Origin of the sequence: Sodalis endosymbiont of Henestaris halophilus (assembly GCF_900161835.1) — a bacterium.
Lineage (GTDB): Bacteria > Pseudomonadota > Gammaproteobacteria > Enterobacterales > Enterobacteriaceae.
Genome location: NZ_LT897836.1, coordinates 1,182,315 through 1,199,947, shown reverse-complemented (window position 1 = coordinate 1,199,947; position 17,633 = coordinate 1,182,315). Strand labels below are relative to the sequence as shown.

Here is a 17,633-nt window from a genome sequence, read left to right as displayed (position 1 = left end):
GATCCAAACATCAAACATTAGCTGATATACAACCTGGTATTCTTAGTGTTTTATAAATACTGCGGCGTTGGATGGTTATAATGAGGTTTGCAACCTAAATCTATTATTCCTATACCATGAAAATCTTCGATCAAGTTAATGTATGCATCGCTACTTAACCTTCGAAGCGCTGGTCATTCGATTGACATAGACAATCTATGTTCGAAAGCGCATAGTAACTTATTTCTCTTAGGAATCACTTACGTTTGTATTTCAGAATTTGCCCTTATGATAGGTAAATTAATGATTTTCACGCTAGAGTTGCGGTACTCTCGTACCGTTTTTGACTAATGAATGATGTTAAGAGTTTTTTATTAGGTAAGGTAAATTTTCTCGTTCGAGGTTTTGTACATGAAACCGATGTAAGGCATAAACTGCAACATTTATTTCTTTAAGTTCGCTAAGCTTATTGATAAAGCTTGTATTTAGTCATGTGCTTTATGAATTTTCAGCACTGATTTAGTAAATAAACCGTAAATTCTAAGTAACGGGTCAGTGAGATATTTTTCTACTATATAAATTGTGGCAAGAAATTCTCTATGTTTGATTTAGTTAGAAATTGTAATATTGGTTGATGCTGCATATCACTGGTAATAATGTTGATTATAGTTTTTATTAAAATTTTATATGAGTTAACTCATGGCTATTTCTCAAAACCCCGAGGCCGTACCAACTGTTTGGCTTAACGATTGCCCCAGATCACGTTCTTTATTTTTACGGCTATCTAGCTGATAAAGGAGTGCTGTGCGCAAAATATCATCGATACTACACTATGAATAATCTTTGAGAAATATTTAGCGACTAGTTTCTCTTGTGATGAGCACAGAGAAAACCACCGGTAATTTGCTGCTTTAATGTTAAGTCGCAAACATAGTGTAGATCGCGTTGTTTTGAAAAGAAGGTAGTTAAGTATCGCTACTTTATAGAGTAAATAATTACTTATAGACGTAAGTAAAATATAAGACCAGAAATATTTAATTATTAGGATAACATAAAGAATTATTTTGTATTAAAAGGGAAATCAACTAAATATGTAGAAGAAATAAGCATAGCATTCATATTAATTATTATGTCTATAATTATATTAATAGTATTGTTTTGTTGTAAGATTAAATACCTACAATTATTATGTTACAATTCGTGACTTACATAAAAGCTAGGATACTACCTTAACATTAAGGTATATAATTATACCATATGAATATAAATTATTAGATAAATGTATAACAATTTTTTGACGCGTTTAGCCTTAAAAGCTCTATTATATTCGTGTAACACAATGATACTGTAATATTTTATGATATAGCAATTTTGTTTCGACAAAGGCTTTTGTTGCCTTAACTAGTTAACCTTCTGTTTTTATAAGTTTAAAAAAATTTATTTATTTATCTCCTTATTTAAGCAATTACCTTGCCAGCTCATGTGGTTTGTATTATTTCATGTTGTTACTACAACGCCTTTTAATATTTATGATTAATGTAGTAGTTTATTCTTTTGCTGTGTAACTTACAGCAGGAGGATAATAACTCGGTTCTTTGGTTTTATGTGTGCTTTAACAGTGAGCATTCGCCCTGAAAGGGCAACATTACCCAGACTATTGATTGATAAATAAACTCCGCGTTACTGACAAGTAATGCGATTGTTTCATATCTAGATGTCAATAATATCGCTGTCGTTTCAAATCTTAGTGCACTAAAACAATACAAATCAGTTATTAAGAAGCGGAGGTATTTAATATTCTTATTGTTTACGCGCTTGTATTTATGAATCAATATCTGTATATTGCCAGATATTTCATCAAATAACTAATTATCTAACTGATCATATTGATCTCAGGGAATATAGGTTAAAACAAAAGTGATGTTTCTATCATTGCTTTCGTGCCAATTTTAAATCACATTTATTCAGTAGCATAACATGCTATGGATTAAATTCATTAGTTCGAAAAGTATCAGTGAAGATATATATTTCGATATATACTAAAGACCTAACAAAATGCGATTGATTATTGCATTCTGCATATATCGATTGCTAATAAACGTTGAGTGAATTCAACAACAAGAGCATCATATTTTTAGAATATAATTCTTTAGTTTAAATATACTATCTCTTTCTACATCGTTATCAATTTAATTTATTTAATAGTTAATACCGCGCTGTGCACAGTTGCTCTGTTATTAATAATTTAAACTGCATTTTATGCGCGTAATGTTGATTAAGAACCGAGTTAAGAATGCTATCTTAAATAGCAAAAGCAATTATTTTTATTCAGGATAATTATAAATAATTTAAGCGAAATATCATACCCCCAACTTAGTTGGCCAACTTCAGCTTGCCACTACATTTCTGATAATTTTGTTAACTATATTTCATGTGAAAGATTGTGTCTTTGTAACTAAAATTTTACTCTTGCAGCGTTAAAGGCAGTTGATAGCATCTTTGCACAAGCTAGCTTAGTGCGAACTTGTGCGAGCGATCTAGGCGTGTAGTAGATTACTAAGATGTTACTCTAAATTGAGCTCGCTTTTATCGTTTTAATCTTTATCTGAAGGCAAGTTATATTGAAGTTTTTGATTACACCAGCGCAGGCTGGTAATAGTTTTTATCAGATATGATGAACGTTTGGCTGTAATATTTAGCTGTTTTGAATATAATTAGCATATCAAAGGAATTTGTGAGTTATAGTAGCATCTAATAAGATGCTGGCTGCCGGGCGTCAACTGAGTCTGCAAAGTAACTCCGGACATATTCCCCTTTGTGGGTATTTTATTACATCTCTCCGCCCGGCCTTCAGATGTTATTATGCCGCTTGATAGACATCAAAATTGCATAACTTTCTGAGTGCAGTTGGTTTTCTTCACATGTACACAAGATAATTATTCTACGATATATAATCGTGAGGTTATTTATAGTTCATTTAACACTTGATCAATATGTGACGTTTACCAAGATAAGTGGATTTTTGGTCATGAATCAGTAATGAAAACTAATGGCACTTTTGTGTACTTTTCGTTTCTTTTTATCTAAAGCTAGTGGAGCTGGCGGGATTTGAACCCGCGTCCGGAATTTCTACGCTTTTGGTACTACATGCTTAGTCTGATCTTTACATTTATCTGTCAGCTGCGGATAGACACGCGACTAATAGACTAGCCTGATGTGATTTAACGTTTTATCCCCAGGCAGGACATATACGCGATCTCTTCTGTGTTTAATCTCTCTTGATCCCCGTCCTAAGAGCGGAGGCTAGGGAGAGAGAGAATCTTCAGTTTATTAAGCTGATTAGGCTGCTAATGCAGCAGATTCGTATTGCGAGTCGTTTGCAATTATTTTTTTTAGGCTTTTTACGAGGCCAACCTCACCTCGGCATGCACCTTAAGTTTTGTAAGTCCCGTCTAATCCAGAATCAGCCCCAGAATTTCATCATAGCATATTTACAAAGTTTCAACAATGTTATCGTCTGGCGTGCTTCATAATACGCTCCTTATCACGCTGCCATTCACGTTCCTTAATACTTGTACGTTTATGATGTTCTTTTTTACCCTTGGCGCTGCCGATTTTTACTTTTACCCACGCGTTTTTCCAATATAGCGACAGCGCTACAACTGTGTAGTTTTTACGGTTCATATATTCTAATAACAAATAGAGTTCACGTTTCGTTAATAGTAACTTACGGGTTCTTATGGGGTCACAGACCACATGGGAAGACACCACCGGTAGTGGTGGAAATCTAGCGCCGAAAAGATAAGCTTCTCCATCCCTAAGTAACACATAGCTTTCGTTTATGTTTACCCTGCCTGCACGTAGCGATTTTACTTCCCATCCTTGCAGCGAAAGTCCTGCCTCAAACTCTTGTTCAATCAAATACTCGTGTCGGACGCGTTTGTTTTGCGCAATGGTAGTTGAGTTGACTTTGTATGCTTTTTTATTTGTCATAGTGAATAGTATTAGGCAATATAGTCCCTAAAAAAAGTTTCGTTTTTTGGATAAACTTTTGATCATAAACATGACATACGAACGTAACGGTCTTTTTGTCTGATTGGAAAATATTCATGTTATAATAAGTAGGTAAATTAGGAAAGGTGATGCTTCATATTATTCGTTCCGCGCTGGTGCCTTATAGCACAGAGAAAATGTTTACTTTAGTCAATAATATCAGCGCTTATCCGGAATTTCTTCCTGGATGTAACGCTATCCGAGTGCTTAAGCAGAATGGTAGTGCGTTGATCACTGAAATAAATGTATCTAAAGCTGGCATTAGTAAATCATTTACTACTCACAATATGTTTACTATAAACAAAAGCATTGTAATTTGCTTGGTTGAAGGTCCTTTCAGCTACTTTGCCGCCAATTGGTTTTTTATTCCACTTAGCAATGAGGTAAGTAAAGTCGATTTTCATCTCGATTTTGCATTTAAAAATCAATTTATCGAACTGGCTTTTGGAGATGTTTCAAAGAAATGATGAATAGCATAGTCATGGCTTTCACTAGCCGTGTCAAAGAGGTTTACAATACCTAACATATAGTTAAGGTAGTTTACTTTCTGTTAGTTCCTTAATGTTGCTAGTAACTAGCGCTAAAAAAGGAGGGGTAATCTGCAGTAGACAATACGCGCCTTTGGTCTGTTAGTACCGAATCATAACATCGATCTTGACGTTAACAAAATCTACATATTTATTATTAGTTAGTGTTCACTATGAGTTAATACTCTGTGACGATAATCATAGGAGCCAGTATTATCTGGCCGACGCTCAAGTTTTCGCTCAGTAGAAGTAACGTTAGCGCGTGAATTGCATGCAAAATAACTTATCTATCGCTATTTTCCTGCGCGTAGCCAACTGCGCCCCGACCTCTCCGAGATTTTGTCAACTAAGGTTAAAATTTATTTGCTGGCATGAGTATTTTCAAGTATCGACTTGTTGTGTATATTGATTAAAGTATCGCAATTATCAAAAGTCAGAGTCAGTGTTTGCTGTGTGACGGATTCATGACTTGGTTTACGGCGAAAAATGTAATACCAGGTATTTGAGCCGAACGGATCTTTCACCATTGATGTGCCAAGTATGTAGATTACCTGCTGTTTAGTCATACCAGTGTGAATTTTAGAGACGTCAGTAGGAGTTAGATAATTGCCCTGATTAATATCAGGGTGATAAACCGCTCTCTCAAATACAGAGCAGCCAGTAGTAAAAAGAATTAACATAATAACAATAGCAGTAGTTAAAGTCTGATAGTTCATAATACTTACCTTTATTTTGAAGTATATTATAATAAGCCTTGACAATTTTAAGAACTAAAGGAAAGATTATTTTTTTATCATAATGAGAGAAGTGATATTCTTTAGCTGACTGTAGCTGTTAGGTGTTTCCCTGCGCATTTTTAGCAAATCAACTGTAGTAATTTATTACCGCTAGCGCGTCGTTAAGCTCGTCAGGATAAAAGTGTATATTCATGGTTTTGGCTAAAACTGCGTAGTAGCAAAACCTACTCACATGTTGTGAGTAATATGCTCTACTAAATTTGTTAGCATTCTTAAGAAGTCGGTTCTGGCAGAGCCGCTTACTTGCTACAGGTAGCTAATAAATACTAGCGTACTTGCGTAACGCGATAGCACTATAAAAGACAGTTTCAATATTGACTAGTTTGCTCATGACATGTCTCGTAGTGTGCAGCTAGCTTTAAGTAAATTACCATTTTCTTAATTCGCTTAAAACTCTAGTTTTTGTTTGGGTGGCAGTAATTAACTGAGCTACTGCTTGCTAGTAGCTTATATGTTTGACTGATCTGCTTATATCTTATCCTTGATCAGCACTTAATAGTGCGTGCATATAAATACTGCAAAGCAGTTATCTCCTAAAGTTTAGTTCGAAGTCTGTTAGTGGGGCACAAGGTCTCTAGGCAGCTCTGCTTTGATTGTCTGAGTAGGCAGCAGTAGAACGCGAAGCTTATTAACTTGCTTATAATTGATAAAACCGCGCGAGCGGTCATTCTAGCTCACAAAATAATACATCAAACATTCATTTCTGTTAGCAAGGGAATCACCTGCTAGCTAGCAGGTAAAGGAGGAGGCAAACGGAGTGTCGTTAAATAAAGAAACGTACGCAGGTGTTCACTTTTTTTGACGTCTACTGCATTATGACTAGCTTAAGAATAACCGTCACGACTTATACTAGATTATATTTTATTGCAATGCATTCCCTTGCGTTGATCTTAACTGTAGTTATAATCATCCCCGAATTTAAATCAATATTAAACTAGCTCACATATAGCGCAATTAATAGTTGGTTAATTAACCTTACATAGTCGCCTTTTTATATATAAACATAATAATGTATTTAACTAAAGTGTAGCTGAATTTATACAGTAAAAGGTTCTGACCAAAAATCAAAATAATTTTTTTGACCAACCAAGTTTGGTGCTTAACGTATTAAAATATTTATAATGATTTGGATGAATTAAATTAAGATAGTAATTGCTACGACGGATAAAGACTTCCTCTCCCTCCAGAATAGGCAAAGCTATCTGACTATCGCAGCTAATTTTTAGATCTGGCGTCAGTTGGTAAAACTTCAACCGTATCGTGCTATTTCCGTTAATAACCAACGGACGTGAAGATAAAGTATGTGGAAACATAGGTACTATCGCTATAGCGTCCACTAAAGGCGTCAATATTGGTCCGCCGGCGGAAAGGGCATAAGCAGTAGATCCAGTCGGCGTGGCGATGATAAGGCCATCAGAACGTTGGGAAAAAGCGAAGGCATTATCAATGTAAACTTCAAACTCAATCATATATGCTACTTTACCAGGATGCAGAACCACTTCGTTAATAGCGCTACTCATTTGGTTGCATACATCGTCACGGTAAACTTTGGCTTCCAGTAAAAAGCGTTTTTCATTGCTATATTGTCCATCTAGTACTTCTGATAACTGTGCAAGTACCGAATCAGGATCAAGGTCGGTCAGAAAACCAAGATTACCGCGATTAATCCCAATTACCTTGATATCGTATCGTGCCAAAATGCGCGCCGCGCTTAACATGCTGCCATCACCACCAACCACAATTGCTAGATCGGCTTTCTGGCCAATATCAGCTACACTACCGGTTATGGCTTGGTCTAGCGCTAGATCTCTGGCAATCTGATTTTCAATCATAATGCTATATCCTTTCTTGTTCAGCCAATGGTATAACATTTCATGTGTAGCTAACGCATTAGAGTGACGCGGATGACCGACAATTCCGATTGTGTGAAAATTGATACCAATTTTATTGGTGATCCCTAGCTTATTTTTGCAAGTTTCATTATACGTCATCCCTTGAATCCTCTCTATTCATCCCCAATAATAGTTAGAATGAGAATAATACTGAACTGTGGAGAAAACTCATGATAAGTAGTAAAGAACATGACACTGCTGACGAACAAGTTTCACAAGAGAGTGAGATAGAGAAAAAGCAACAGGCGGAAGCAACGCTAGAGTCTGCTGATGTCGTGGATCCACGACATCAGCATATTGTTGAGCTGGAGGCATTGCTTGCTCAAGCCCAACAACGCGAGCGCGATAACTTGCTGCGTGCTAAGGCAGAAATAGAAAATATGCGTCGCCGTAGCGAACAGGATGTCGAAAAGGCACATAAATTTGCGCTAGAACGTTTTTTTGCTGAGCTATTGCCAGTTATTGATAACTTGGAGCGCGCATTGGAAATGTCCGGTAAAATTAACAGTGAACTGGCCTCCACTACTATAAAAGGAATCGAGCTGACGCTCAAATCTTTGCTAGATGCTGTATACAAATTCGGTCTTAATGTGATTGGTGATACGCATGTACCATTTAATCCCGAAATACATCAGGCAATGACAATGCTGGAGTCAGATGAACATGAGCCCAACCAAGTAATTATGGTCATGCAAAAAGGCTACACTCTTAATGGCCGTCTTATCCGTCCTGCGATGGTGACTGTATCACAAGCAAAGCGCTGATGTTTGCTCTTCCGCCGCTGTACGCGGCAGAAGATTGCTACATACAATACATCATTATTGCTCAACAGGCAATGTTAAGTTGTTCTTCAAATACGTTAAAGCCTGCAATTTTGCATCTAAATAACTGCGAGATCCTTGTTTAGGATAGTAACTGATGCGTGTGGGTGTATTAGCTTTTTGCGATGTTTTGATTATGTTAACTTAAATACTTTATACAGATTTCCATCATTTTTTTGTTCTCTTTATGTTGTGCATAATTTGGTAATTTTACTTGGCGAAGTTTTTATCGGGTAAAAATTACCTTTCTGAGCTATTTATCTTTACTTGATATTATTTAGCCTTAGCCGTTAAACCCCCGGCAACCGCGGCGGTATCCAGTCGATAGGCTTTTCGCCTTGCTGTGTCAGTAGGGCATTAGTCTGAGAGAAATGGTTGCAACTGAGAAAACCTCGATGTGCGGACAAGGGAGATGGGTGTGATGTTTTCAGCACATGGTGCCGTGTAGGGTTAATAACCATACCTTTTTTCTGAGCATGGGATCCCCACAATAAAAACACAATTCCTTCACGTTGAGTGTTAAGTACCTTCATAACCTTATCTGTAAAATTTTCCCAACCAAGATTAGCGTGAGAATGTGCTTTTCCTTCTTCTACTGTTAGCACAGTATTGAGTAGAAGAACGCCTTGTTGTGCCCAATTTTTTAAATATCCATGCTGAGGCATAACAAATCCGGAAATGTCGTTAGCTAGTGCTTTATAGATATTAACCAATGAAGGAGGGGGCGTAACGCCTGGTTTCACGGAAAAAGCAAGGCCATGGGCTTGATTGGGACCATGATATGGATCTTGACCGAGGATTACTACTTTCACCGCATGCAATTCCGTGAAACGAAAAGCATTGAATATATCGTTAGTTGATGGATAGATAGTAATTCCCATAGCTCGTTTCCTAGCGATACAGGCCAACATTTCCTGGAAGTAAGGTAAAGTTTTTTCCTGTGCAAGAGTATCACGCCAGGTAAGCATTTGCTTCATGATACACTCCATGAGAGTGACAATATGTACTAAGCTTAACGTTTATTTTTATGAATTAAACGTTACCGTAACTTGCAGTAAAAGCAAGATTTTATCTTGTTTCTTCTAGAATGACCAAAATAATAGCGTTTTATTGTGCCATCCTTACTTATGGTGATATCTAGGTGAAATGTGTTTGCTGGTTAGACAGCTCTTTAGTTAGGTCCTCGAACTGCTATATTAGTGAGTTCACAGCGAGGACAAAAATTGGTTCGCTGGATGTATAATGTTATTGCTTTTTTATCAATTTGATGGCGAGATAAATGGTAGGTAATTAGTTATTTCTATAATTCAACAAATCGCTTATATACATAGCTACTGATATGATTATATTACATAATAACGACGTTGCATATCGCAACTTCCTTGTTGAATAGTTTGGCAAGGACTGCGTGCAGATCAAATTTGTGGAGGATTAATTGATAGTAATTATTTGCTTACCTCTGGTTTCGACACAAATTATAGGCAAACCTAAGCAATATTTATTTATTTTTACACGCTTGTTAGCTTTAATTTTAAATAGACGCACATGCTATGTATGTCTTATAAATATGACAAATAATTAATATGTGATATTATGATTACCAATGGCTTCGCCCGCGCTGTTTGCCTTTATAGGTCTTACTGTTTATCGTTTTGATTAAAAATTTATTTAACATTTAATTCATGAACGATGAAAACACACAATATATAGCATTTGCACGTACCCAAATTTGTTTATAAAAATCCTGAGAATAATAGAATTCCTGCGATTATTTGTCTTGTAAACACATTTAAAAATTAAATCTTTAATTACTTGCATATAGATAGTAAATATTAATAATTAAATTGTAATAAATGATAGAAATTCTGCAGTAACTTCTTTATACAGCTTAGTAGCAAGCAACAATCTTATTAAAAGTAAAATTCTTAGTAGTAAATTATTTGTTATAATATTGTTATAAAATAATAAGTATGAAATAACATTTCACATATTTGTTAAGTAATTATAATTTAACGCACAAATAATTTTATTTATTTTAAGTAAAACATTAATGCATAACTAATACTAAGATAATAATAAATAAATGATGAGATGATTATTCATCGTACTTGTTATTTTGTAAACTACAAGTAGTGAAGTAACATACAGCCAGAAATGCTGTAAGGCTTATTTCTTACAAAATATTACCTAATATTTTCAAGAGATTAAATCATAATTTTGCCGCTTATAGTAAATCTTACTATCCCTGCTTAAAGTTGAGTGCTTTACTAGTAACTAACTTAATAATAAAATACTACCAGCGTGGTAATAATTAAACTTCATCAAATGAAATAAAATTAAAACCGTTAGGAGAAATAAAAGATACTTTATATAAGTATCTAATACTGTGCTGTAACACATTTTAGTACAAAAATTTTGACTGAAGAGGTAATTTTTCATAAACCTTTAGATAAGTAAATTTTTTAAAAAGTTATTGCACAGCACAAAAGTCACAGCAATAAACTGCCATAGTATTTTTATGGAGAACAGCCATAAAGTAAAACTTTATCAAGTTATAAGTGTTAATGTGTTACTAACAAAACGTCTTAGTATTTATGCTAATTAATATGCTATATAGTTTAATAGATACCGCATAAAGTTGACAACTAAATGATAGTAACAAAGTAAGAAACTCATCCCGCACATCTGGTTAAATATATCAGCAATCATGTAATAAAATATAAATAAAACCATTTATAAAAAATCTAGATAATATGCCATTATGGTCATACATTTAGTAAAATATATGTATTAAATATTTAGTTGAATTAATTCTTGCATAAGTCAATAAGTAAAATCATGTAATATTCAAGTATTAAATAACATGTGTTGTAATAATATAAATATTACTTAATTCTTTAATAGATGGGAAAGTATATTAAGGTTGCAGTATAGTTGGTTGTGGATTTGGTAGCATATCAGGGTAATCTAGCGTAAAGTGAAGGCCACGACTTTCCTTGCGCTGTTGTGCGCTTTTGATGATCAGGTAAGCAACTTGCACTAAATTGCGCATTTCTAGTAACTTCTTGGAAGTGCGGAAGTTAGAATAGTATTCGTTGATTTCACTCATTAGCAATTCACTACGATGCAATGCCCGCTCTAGCCGTTTTGTAGTTCGTATGATGCCAACGTAGTTCCACATAAAAAGTCGTAGCTCTTGCCAGTTATGTTGGAGTACGACCTCTTCATCGGAATTGCTAAATCGTCTGTCATTCCAAAGTGGAAGTTGACGAGCTTGGTTGATGTTTGGCAAGCGGCGCAGGATATCTTCCGCGGCAGACCAGCTATACACTAAGCACTCTAATAGCGAATTGGATGCCAGGCGGTTAGCTCCGTGCATACCGGTATAACTTACTTCGCCTATAGCGTATAGGTTTTCCAGATCGGTAAGTCCTTGTTGATCTACCATTACGCCACCGCAAGTATAATGAGCTGCCGGGACAATAGGGATCGGTTGATTAGTTAAATCGATATTCATCGTTAACAGCTTGTTATATATATTTGGAAAATGCTGACGGATAAATGCCTTTGGCTGATGACTTATATCTAGATACATGCAAGCGGCGCCCAGCCGTTTCATTTCATGGTCAATTGCCCGAGCGATGATATCCCGGGGTGCTAATTCCGCGCGTGCATCGAAATCAGGCATGAAACGGCTACCGTCTGACCGGCGCAAATAGGCGCCTTCGCCACGTAACGCTTCGGTTAGCAGAAAGTTGCGTGCCTGGAGGTGGAACAGGCTAGTAGGGTGAAACTGATTAAATTCCAAATTAGCGATACGGCAACCGGCACGCCAAGCCATGGCTATACCGTCGCCGGTAGCGATATCGGGGTTGGTGGTATATTGGTAAACTTTAGATGCGCCGCCTGTGGCAAGCACTACCACTCGCGCACGGCACATCTCTACCTGCTCTGTGAGGCAATTCCAGATGTAGGCTCCTATCACCCGTCTGCCGCCCGACAATCTGAGACTGGTGGATGTAATCAGATCTACGGCGTTGCAGTGTTCCAAAATTTGAATTCCCTGGTGCGATACTACTTTGCTCACTAGAGTTGTTGCTACTGCCCTGCCAGTAGCATCTTCGGCATGCAAAATGCGGCGGCGGCTGTGTCCTCCTTCGCGGTTTAGATGGTAACGATGACCGGACGGCGTCGCCGCTTCTATGTCGAACAGCACGCCTTGATTAATCAGCCACTGCACGCAGTGACGTGCGTTGCTTGTGATAAATTCCACCGCTTTGCGATCGCATAATCCAGCACCGGCTATCAGCGTATCGTCCACATGGAAATCTATACTGTCATTTTCATCAAACACTGCTGCAATTCCGCCCTGAGCATATAGCGTGGAACCCTCGTACAGTGGACCTTTACTCAGTACCATGACGCGGCAATGCTCAGCTAGTCGAAGCGCTAGTGATAAACCAGCTGCACCACTGCCGATAACTAAGACATCCATGATATATTCAGTTGATAATGGCATAGCCAGATTGTGTTTATCCCAATAAAAAATGTGTGATAATGGTAGCATTTAATGCTACCTGACAATACTGCTGATTGCATTTTAATGCGGCTGTATTTTTACGCATGTCTTATTGCCATAATGGTAAATTAATATTACCTTACGCTTTTCACTTTGTTTTTGCGAGAAGTTTACCATGCGATAAACTGGGTGCCGTTTACTTGTATTTATGTGGTGATCTATTGTTCAGTTTGGCCATGTGCTTAAAAATACTTGGTGTGATAAATTTGCAATTTTATTAACTAAAAAATTTAAGCTTGTTTGCTAAATTAATTTAGAAGTTGGCAATACTAATTTTCTGTCGCATTGAATAGATTTGAGGAAATATTGTCTTGCATGAGTGAACAATTGATCGAATCAGGTGATAGTTTAATGAGTTCAGCAAGGTTACTAGAAACTGCTCAATTTATTTAACATCACTTTATTAAAAGCATAAGTGTAAAATGGAGAATTACGCCTCAACAGTATTAGTGGTGTCGAATAGAGTGTAGAAAGCACGCAATAATATTGCAAATTGCCTACTTCATATTAATGTCAATCTGTCAACAATTATACTAAAATCAATACAACTGGCAATGCATTAAAAGAAATATTGAAACATGAAATTTCATATTGCCCAATAAGTTTAAAATAGGTTATGTTAAGCGCTAATGAGCGCGTTACTTAAAAATATGAGTATGGAGATTGCGTTTGCGTGAGAGCTAAATGCATAAGTCATGCAATATTATCTTAATTACCCAAGAGGAGCAGTAGGCTCAATTTTTTTTGGCGCACAGAAATAAAAGCTTAAATAAAATTTAACTCTTAATTTAACGTGAACAACGTTGGCAGAAAAGGTAGACTTCATTTATCAGAGCATGAGTTTTCATGAATAAGTAATTGTTTAACAACAAATGTTTAACCTATTGATCTGGCATGACGTTATGCAATTAGCTGCAGACTACACTTTTTCTATTTCGAGATTATCATCTAAGTAATCGACTCGATTGTTAAAGAGTCAATGCGTATTTATTTTGCTGACTGTGACGGAATCGTATCTAATGCTGAAATACTGGTTTTAACATCTGCAAATAATAAATCAGACTTCGTCAGTTAGTCTGACGAATCCGGCCAACAACGGTCTTTAGTGGATAATAGAAGCCAAAAGATACAAGTGCAGAAATAGTGCAGGCTAATCAATACAATTTTGCAAGAGCAAAATTAGTAACTACCTTAGAGACTGTGCATGCTGCAACTCTTCAATTGAATCAGCAAATAAGATAAGGAGCAGATTCCCGCGTAGGCAGCGGGTAGTAAATCATTATAAACTCAGGCTTAATAATGCATTATATTTGATATAATGTATTCTATTGATAGACAGTTTGCTTTACTATATGTATAAACTAGTACATCTATGTCATTGCTCTCGTAAATGAGTTAGGATAACTATATATTATAAACCGTGAATAATATATACGTATGTTAGTCAGCAAACGAGTAGGTAACTGGCTACGCTACCTACATTCGATATTATATATAAGCAATAATTGAACTAGCGTTTATTGGTAAAAAAAAGAGTATTTTAATCCCTGTCTGATGGTTTATTACTCTTCATAAGAGTTAATTTCTTTTATTTTTTCTTAATTTTTTTTGCATATGCAAATTGTTAGCGTGTATTAAACTTCTAAAAAATTTACATCAAATAGTTAGTATCCATATAGTTGTCCTCTTCTGTGTGAGAGGTTTTTGCGTATTGCCCCGCTCTCGTCCATTAATTCTTTTATATCGTCTAGATTAATCCCATGACAAATTACCGTTACTGGTCGTAATAGCAAAGTGCTTAAGCAGTGCTTCGTTATATCTTGTAACCGCCGATAGCTAGGTTAAATAAAGATGGCTTATTTGAAAAATATTACTCTACCAGATAGTTAGGGTACCTGCGTCAACGACTGCAGACTTAGTCTGGCAACATTATAACGCTTTTACCCTATAGCAAAGAGGTTATAAAAACCTCTCAACGCACGTTGGCTGGCATTAATGAATAGTTCAAAGCATTCTTATGTGTAGACCAGAGCGTGGTAAAATTTCTAGTAGGGGTGATTATCGAGCCGATATAAAGCTATAACTAAGGAAATTTATTAAAATGAATAAGATACGTAACTTCTCTATTATTGCCCACATAGACCACGGCAAATCGACGCTATCTGATCGTTTAATACAGACCTGCGGTAACATGAGCGAGCGTGAAATGACTTCTCAAGTGCTAGATTCGATGGATCTGGAGCGTGAACGTGGCATTACTATTAAAGCTCAAAGCGTCACTCTAAATTATAAAGCTTCTGACGGTCAAATGTATCAATTAAATTTTATCGATACCCCGGGACATGTAGACTTTTCTTATGAAGTTTCCCGTTCGCTAGCAGCGTGCGAAGGTGCTCTGTTAGTTATAGATGCCAAACAAGGGGTTGAGTCCCAAACATTGGCTAATTATCATACCGCTATCGAAATGAATTTGGAAGTAGTGCCAGTTTTGAATAAAATAGACTTGCCTGATGCTGATCCAGATCGTGTCGCACAGGAAATAGAAGATATAATGGGCATTAAAGCTGCCGACATGGTGCGTTGTTCGGCGAAAACTGGCGTAGGCATCTTTGATGTACTTGAAAAAGTAGTAAACAATATTTCGCCACCAAAAGGCGATCCAGCTGCACCGTTGCAGGCGCTGATTATCGACTCTTGGTTTGATAATTATCTTGGTGTGATATCACTCGTGCGCATCAAGAATGGCACCCTGCAAAAAGGTGATAAAATTAAGGTTATGAGTACCAATCAACTATATAATGTGGCCAGATTAGGTATTTTAACACCGAAACGTGTCGACCGAGAGGTGCTTAACTGTGGAGATGTTGGTTGGTTAGTCTGCACAATTAAAAATATTAACGGCGCACCGGTAGGTGATACCTTAACGCTCGCTTGCCAGCCGGCCGATCAAGTGCTACCAGGATTTAAATCAGTTAAGCCGCAAGTATATGCTGGTTTGTTTCCTGTAAACTCAAATGACTATGAGATGTTTCGCGACGCCCTAGGTAAGCTTAGCCTGAACGATGCATCTCTGTTTTATGAGTCCGAACGCTCCACCGTGCTAGGTTTGGGTTTTCGGTGTGGTTTTCTCGGCTTGCTGCATATGGAAATCATCCAAGAACGACTGGAACGTGAATATGATCTTGATCTTATCACTACTGCCCCAACTGTTATTTATGAGGTATTGACCACTGATAACAAAACAGTATACGTTGATAGCCCACCAAAATTGCCACCGCTAAAAAATATTGCTGAACTACGTGAACCTGTTTCCGAATGCCATATGATGTTGCCACTGGCTTATTTAGGTAATGTCATAACCTTATGTATCGAGAAGCGTGGTATGCAAACCAATATGGTTTATCATGGTAATCAAGTCGCACTGACCTATGATATCCCCATGGCCGAAGTAGTACTAGATTTCTTTGATCGTCTGCAATCTACCTCGCGCGGATATGCTTCACTAAATTATAGTTTTAAGCGCTTTCAAAAATCAGATATGGTGCGAATTGATGTGTTAATTAACGGGGCGCGTGTGGATGTGTTGTCATTAATTACTCATCGTGATAACGCACTATATCGCAGCCGCGAATTTGTCAATAAGCTTCAGGAGCTTATTTCTCGCCAGCAGTTTGATATCGTCATTCAGGCCGTAATCAATAACCATGTTATTGCCCGTTCCACGGTAAAGCAGTTACGAAAGAACGTTTTGGCGAAATGCTATGGCGGCGATGTCAGCCGTAAGAAAAAACTGCTACAAAAACAAAAAAAAGGCAAAAAGCGCCTGAAGCAGGTGGGTAATGTTGAGCTTTCACAGGAAGCATTCTTGGCAATTCTACACGTGGATAAAGATAGTAAATAAGTTTAAGGAGATTGCGTGGCTAATGTTTTTACTCTAATTTTGGCAATTGCAACATTTATTACCGGAATATTTTGGCTTGTGGAATGTTTTAAACTGGTGCTATTGCGTTATTGTTTAAGGCAAAAGCGCTGCCAGCAACAACACGCTGATGCCATTACAGTGCGGACTAGGGTAAATTATATCGCTATAGATGTTAGCAGCCATATGCCGACCTTTATAAAGTCTATCGCGTCTTTTTTTCCGATACTACTATTAGTGTTTGTGGTTCGTTCATTTATTTTTGAACCTTTTCAAATTCCTTCAGGATCAATGATCCCAACACTGTTGGTTGGTGATTTTATTTTGGTAAAGAAATTTTCTTATGGCATAAAAGACCCTATTACTCAGACGACATTAATTGAAATCGGTCATCCTAAACGCGGTGACATAGTTGTTTTCAAATATCCCCTCGATCCTAGCCTTTACTATATTAAAAGGGTCGTGGGGCTGCCCGGCGACCGGGTTAGTTACGATCTCGTGAACAAATGCGTAATGGTGCAGCCTAGTTGCGCAAAAGGACAGGAGTACTGCACGATGGCGTTACCCATCACTTATAGTAACTTTGGCCCGAGCGATTTTGTTCAGATCTTTAACTCAACTAGCACCGCCGACGCTAGCAGCGTTTTCCTACAGTTACCACCTAATACGCATGTAGATAACGGCGTTCGCTTGATGCAGCGTAAGGAGTCATTGGATGGAGTAGTGCACCATGTACTGACATTGCCTGGACAAAAAGATCAATTCAGTATTTATTATCAGCAGTTAAGCAGTTCATTAGCTGAGTGGGTGGTGCCACAGGAGGCGTATTTCATGATGGGCGATAACCGCGATAACAGCGCTGATAGTCGTTATTGGGGATTTGTTTCAGAAAGAAATTTAGTGGGTAAAGCGACGGCGATTTGGATGAGCGTTGATAAGCAGGAAAAACGGTGGTTTCCTAACGTACGCTTCAGTCGGATCGGAGGCATTCATTAATGCCTTGTTTAGGGAGGGATTATTTTGCTTACCAATCTTGAGAATACTTCTCAGAGTTTAGTAAAGGTTA

General features: G+C 37.1%; 8 protein-coding genes, 1 other RNA gene and 1 pseudogene. 4 read left to right on the top strand and 6 right to left on the bottom strand.

All coding sequences use genetic code 11. The annotated features are described in order from the left end of the window. Nucleotides 1–3,069 precede the first annotated feature (3,069 nt). Both ssrA and smpB read right to left on the bottom strand, forming a co-directional pair. Nucleotides 3,070–3,450, bottom strand: a transfer-messenger RNA (tmRNA) gene (gene ssrA / locus HBA_RS02595). Between the two features lie 39 nt (nt 3,451–3,489). Continuing rightward, nucleotides 3,490–3,972: an SsrA-binding protein SmpB gene (gene smpB / locus HBA_RS02590; RefSeq protein ID WP_097032458.1), complete on the bottom strand. Its 483-nt coding sequence runs from the start codon at nt 3,970–3,972 to the stop codon at nt 3,490–3,492. A 149-nt stretch (nt 3,973–4,121) separates the two neighbouring features. Here smpB and HBA_RS02585 point away from each other — a divergent pair. Further along, a pseudogene (locus tag HBA_RS02585) lies at nt 4,122–4,555 on the top strand (SRPBCC family protein). A 363-nt stretch (nt 4,556–4,918) separates the two neighbouring features. Here the strand turns inward: HBA_RS02585 and bamE are convergent. Beyond that, nucleotides 4,919–5,275 (bottom strand): outer membrane protein assembly factor BamE, encoded by a 357-nt coding sequence (gene bamE, locus HBA_RS02580; protein ID WP_097032457.1) that lies wholly within the window; start codon nt 5,273–5,275, stop codon nt 4,919–4,921. Nucleotides 5,276–6,420: 1,145 nt separating this feature from the next. After that, nucleotides 6,421–7,347 (bottom strand): NAD(+) kinase, encoded by a 927-nt coding sequence (nadK, locus tag HBA_RS02575; RefSeq protein WP_097032456.1) that lies wholly within the window; start codon nt 7,345–7,347, stop codon nt 6,421–6,423. Nucleotides 7,348–7,421: 74 nt separating this feature from the next. On the opposite strand from nadK, the gene grpE reads away from it, so the two are divergent. Beyond that, complete coding sequence (grpE, locus tag HBA_RS02570; RefSeq protein WP_457920941.1) at nt 7,422–8,012, top strand: nucleotide exchange factor GrpE; 591 nt, start codon at nt 7,422–7,424, stop codon at nt 8,010–8,012. 347 nt (nt 8,013–8,359) lie between these two features. Here the strand turns inward: grpE and ung are convergent, their stop codons facing one another. Further along, nucleotides 8,360–9,046, bottom strand: coding sequence for a uracil-DNA glycosylase (gene ung / locus HBA_RS02565; RefSeq protein ID WP_097032454.1), 687 nt, complete (start codon nt 9,044–9,046; stop codon nt 8,360–8,362). A 1,940-nt stretch (nt 9,047–10,986) separates the two neighbouring features. Then, nucleotides 10,987–12,588, bottom strand: a complete 1,602-nt coding sequence (gene nadB, locus HBA_RS02560; RefSeq protein WP_097032628.1) for an L-aspartate oxidase — start codon at nt 12,586–12,588, stop codon at nt 10,987–10,989. A gap of 2,161 nt (nt 12,589–14,749) precedes the next feature. Here nadB and lepA point away from each other — a divergent pair. Together lepA and lepB are read left to right on the top strand one after the other, a co-directional pair. Continuing rightward, nucleotides 14,750–16,549 (top strand): translation elongation factor 4, encoded by a 1,800-nt coding sequence (gene lepA / locus HBA_RS02555; RefSeq protein WP_097032453.1) that lies wholly within the window; start codon nt 14,750–14,752, stop codon nt 16,547–16,549. Between the two features lie 15 nt (nt 16,550–16,564). Continuing rightward, nucleotides 16,565–17,563 carry a signal peptidase I gene (lepB, locus tag HBA_RS02550; protein ID WP_097032452.1) on the top strand — a complete coding sequence of 333 codons (999 nt, stop codon included), beginning with the start codon at nt 16,565–16,567 and terminating at the stop codon, nt 17,561–17,563. Nucleotides 17,564–17,633: the final 70 nt, after the last annotated feature.

Bases quoted from the DNA above. Each gene is read 5' to 3' on its own strand.
- ung (WP_097032454.1), bottom strand. From the start codon at position 9,046: ATGAAGCAAATGCTTACCTGGCGTGATACTCTTGCACAGGAAAAAACT.
- bamE (WP_097032457.1), bottom strand. From the start codon at position 5,275: ATGAACTATCAGACTTTAACTACTGCTATTGTTATTATGTTAATTCTT.
- nadK (WP_097032456.1), bottom strand. From the start codon at position 7,347: ATGACGTATAATGAAACTTGCAAAAATAAGCTAGGGATCACCAATAAA.
- smpB (WP_097032458.1), bottom strand. From the start codon at position 3,972: ATGACAAATAAAAAAGCATACAAAGTCAACTCAACTACCATTGCGCAA.
- nadB (WP_097032628.1), bottom strand. From the start codon at position 12,588: ATGCCATTATCAACTGAATATATCATGGATGTCTTAGTTATCGGCAGT.
- lepA (WP_097032453.1), top strand. From the start codon at position 14,750: ATGAATAAGATACGTAACTTCTCTATTATTGCCCACATAGACCACGGC.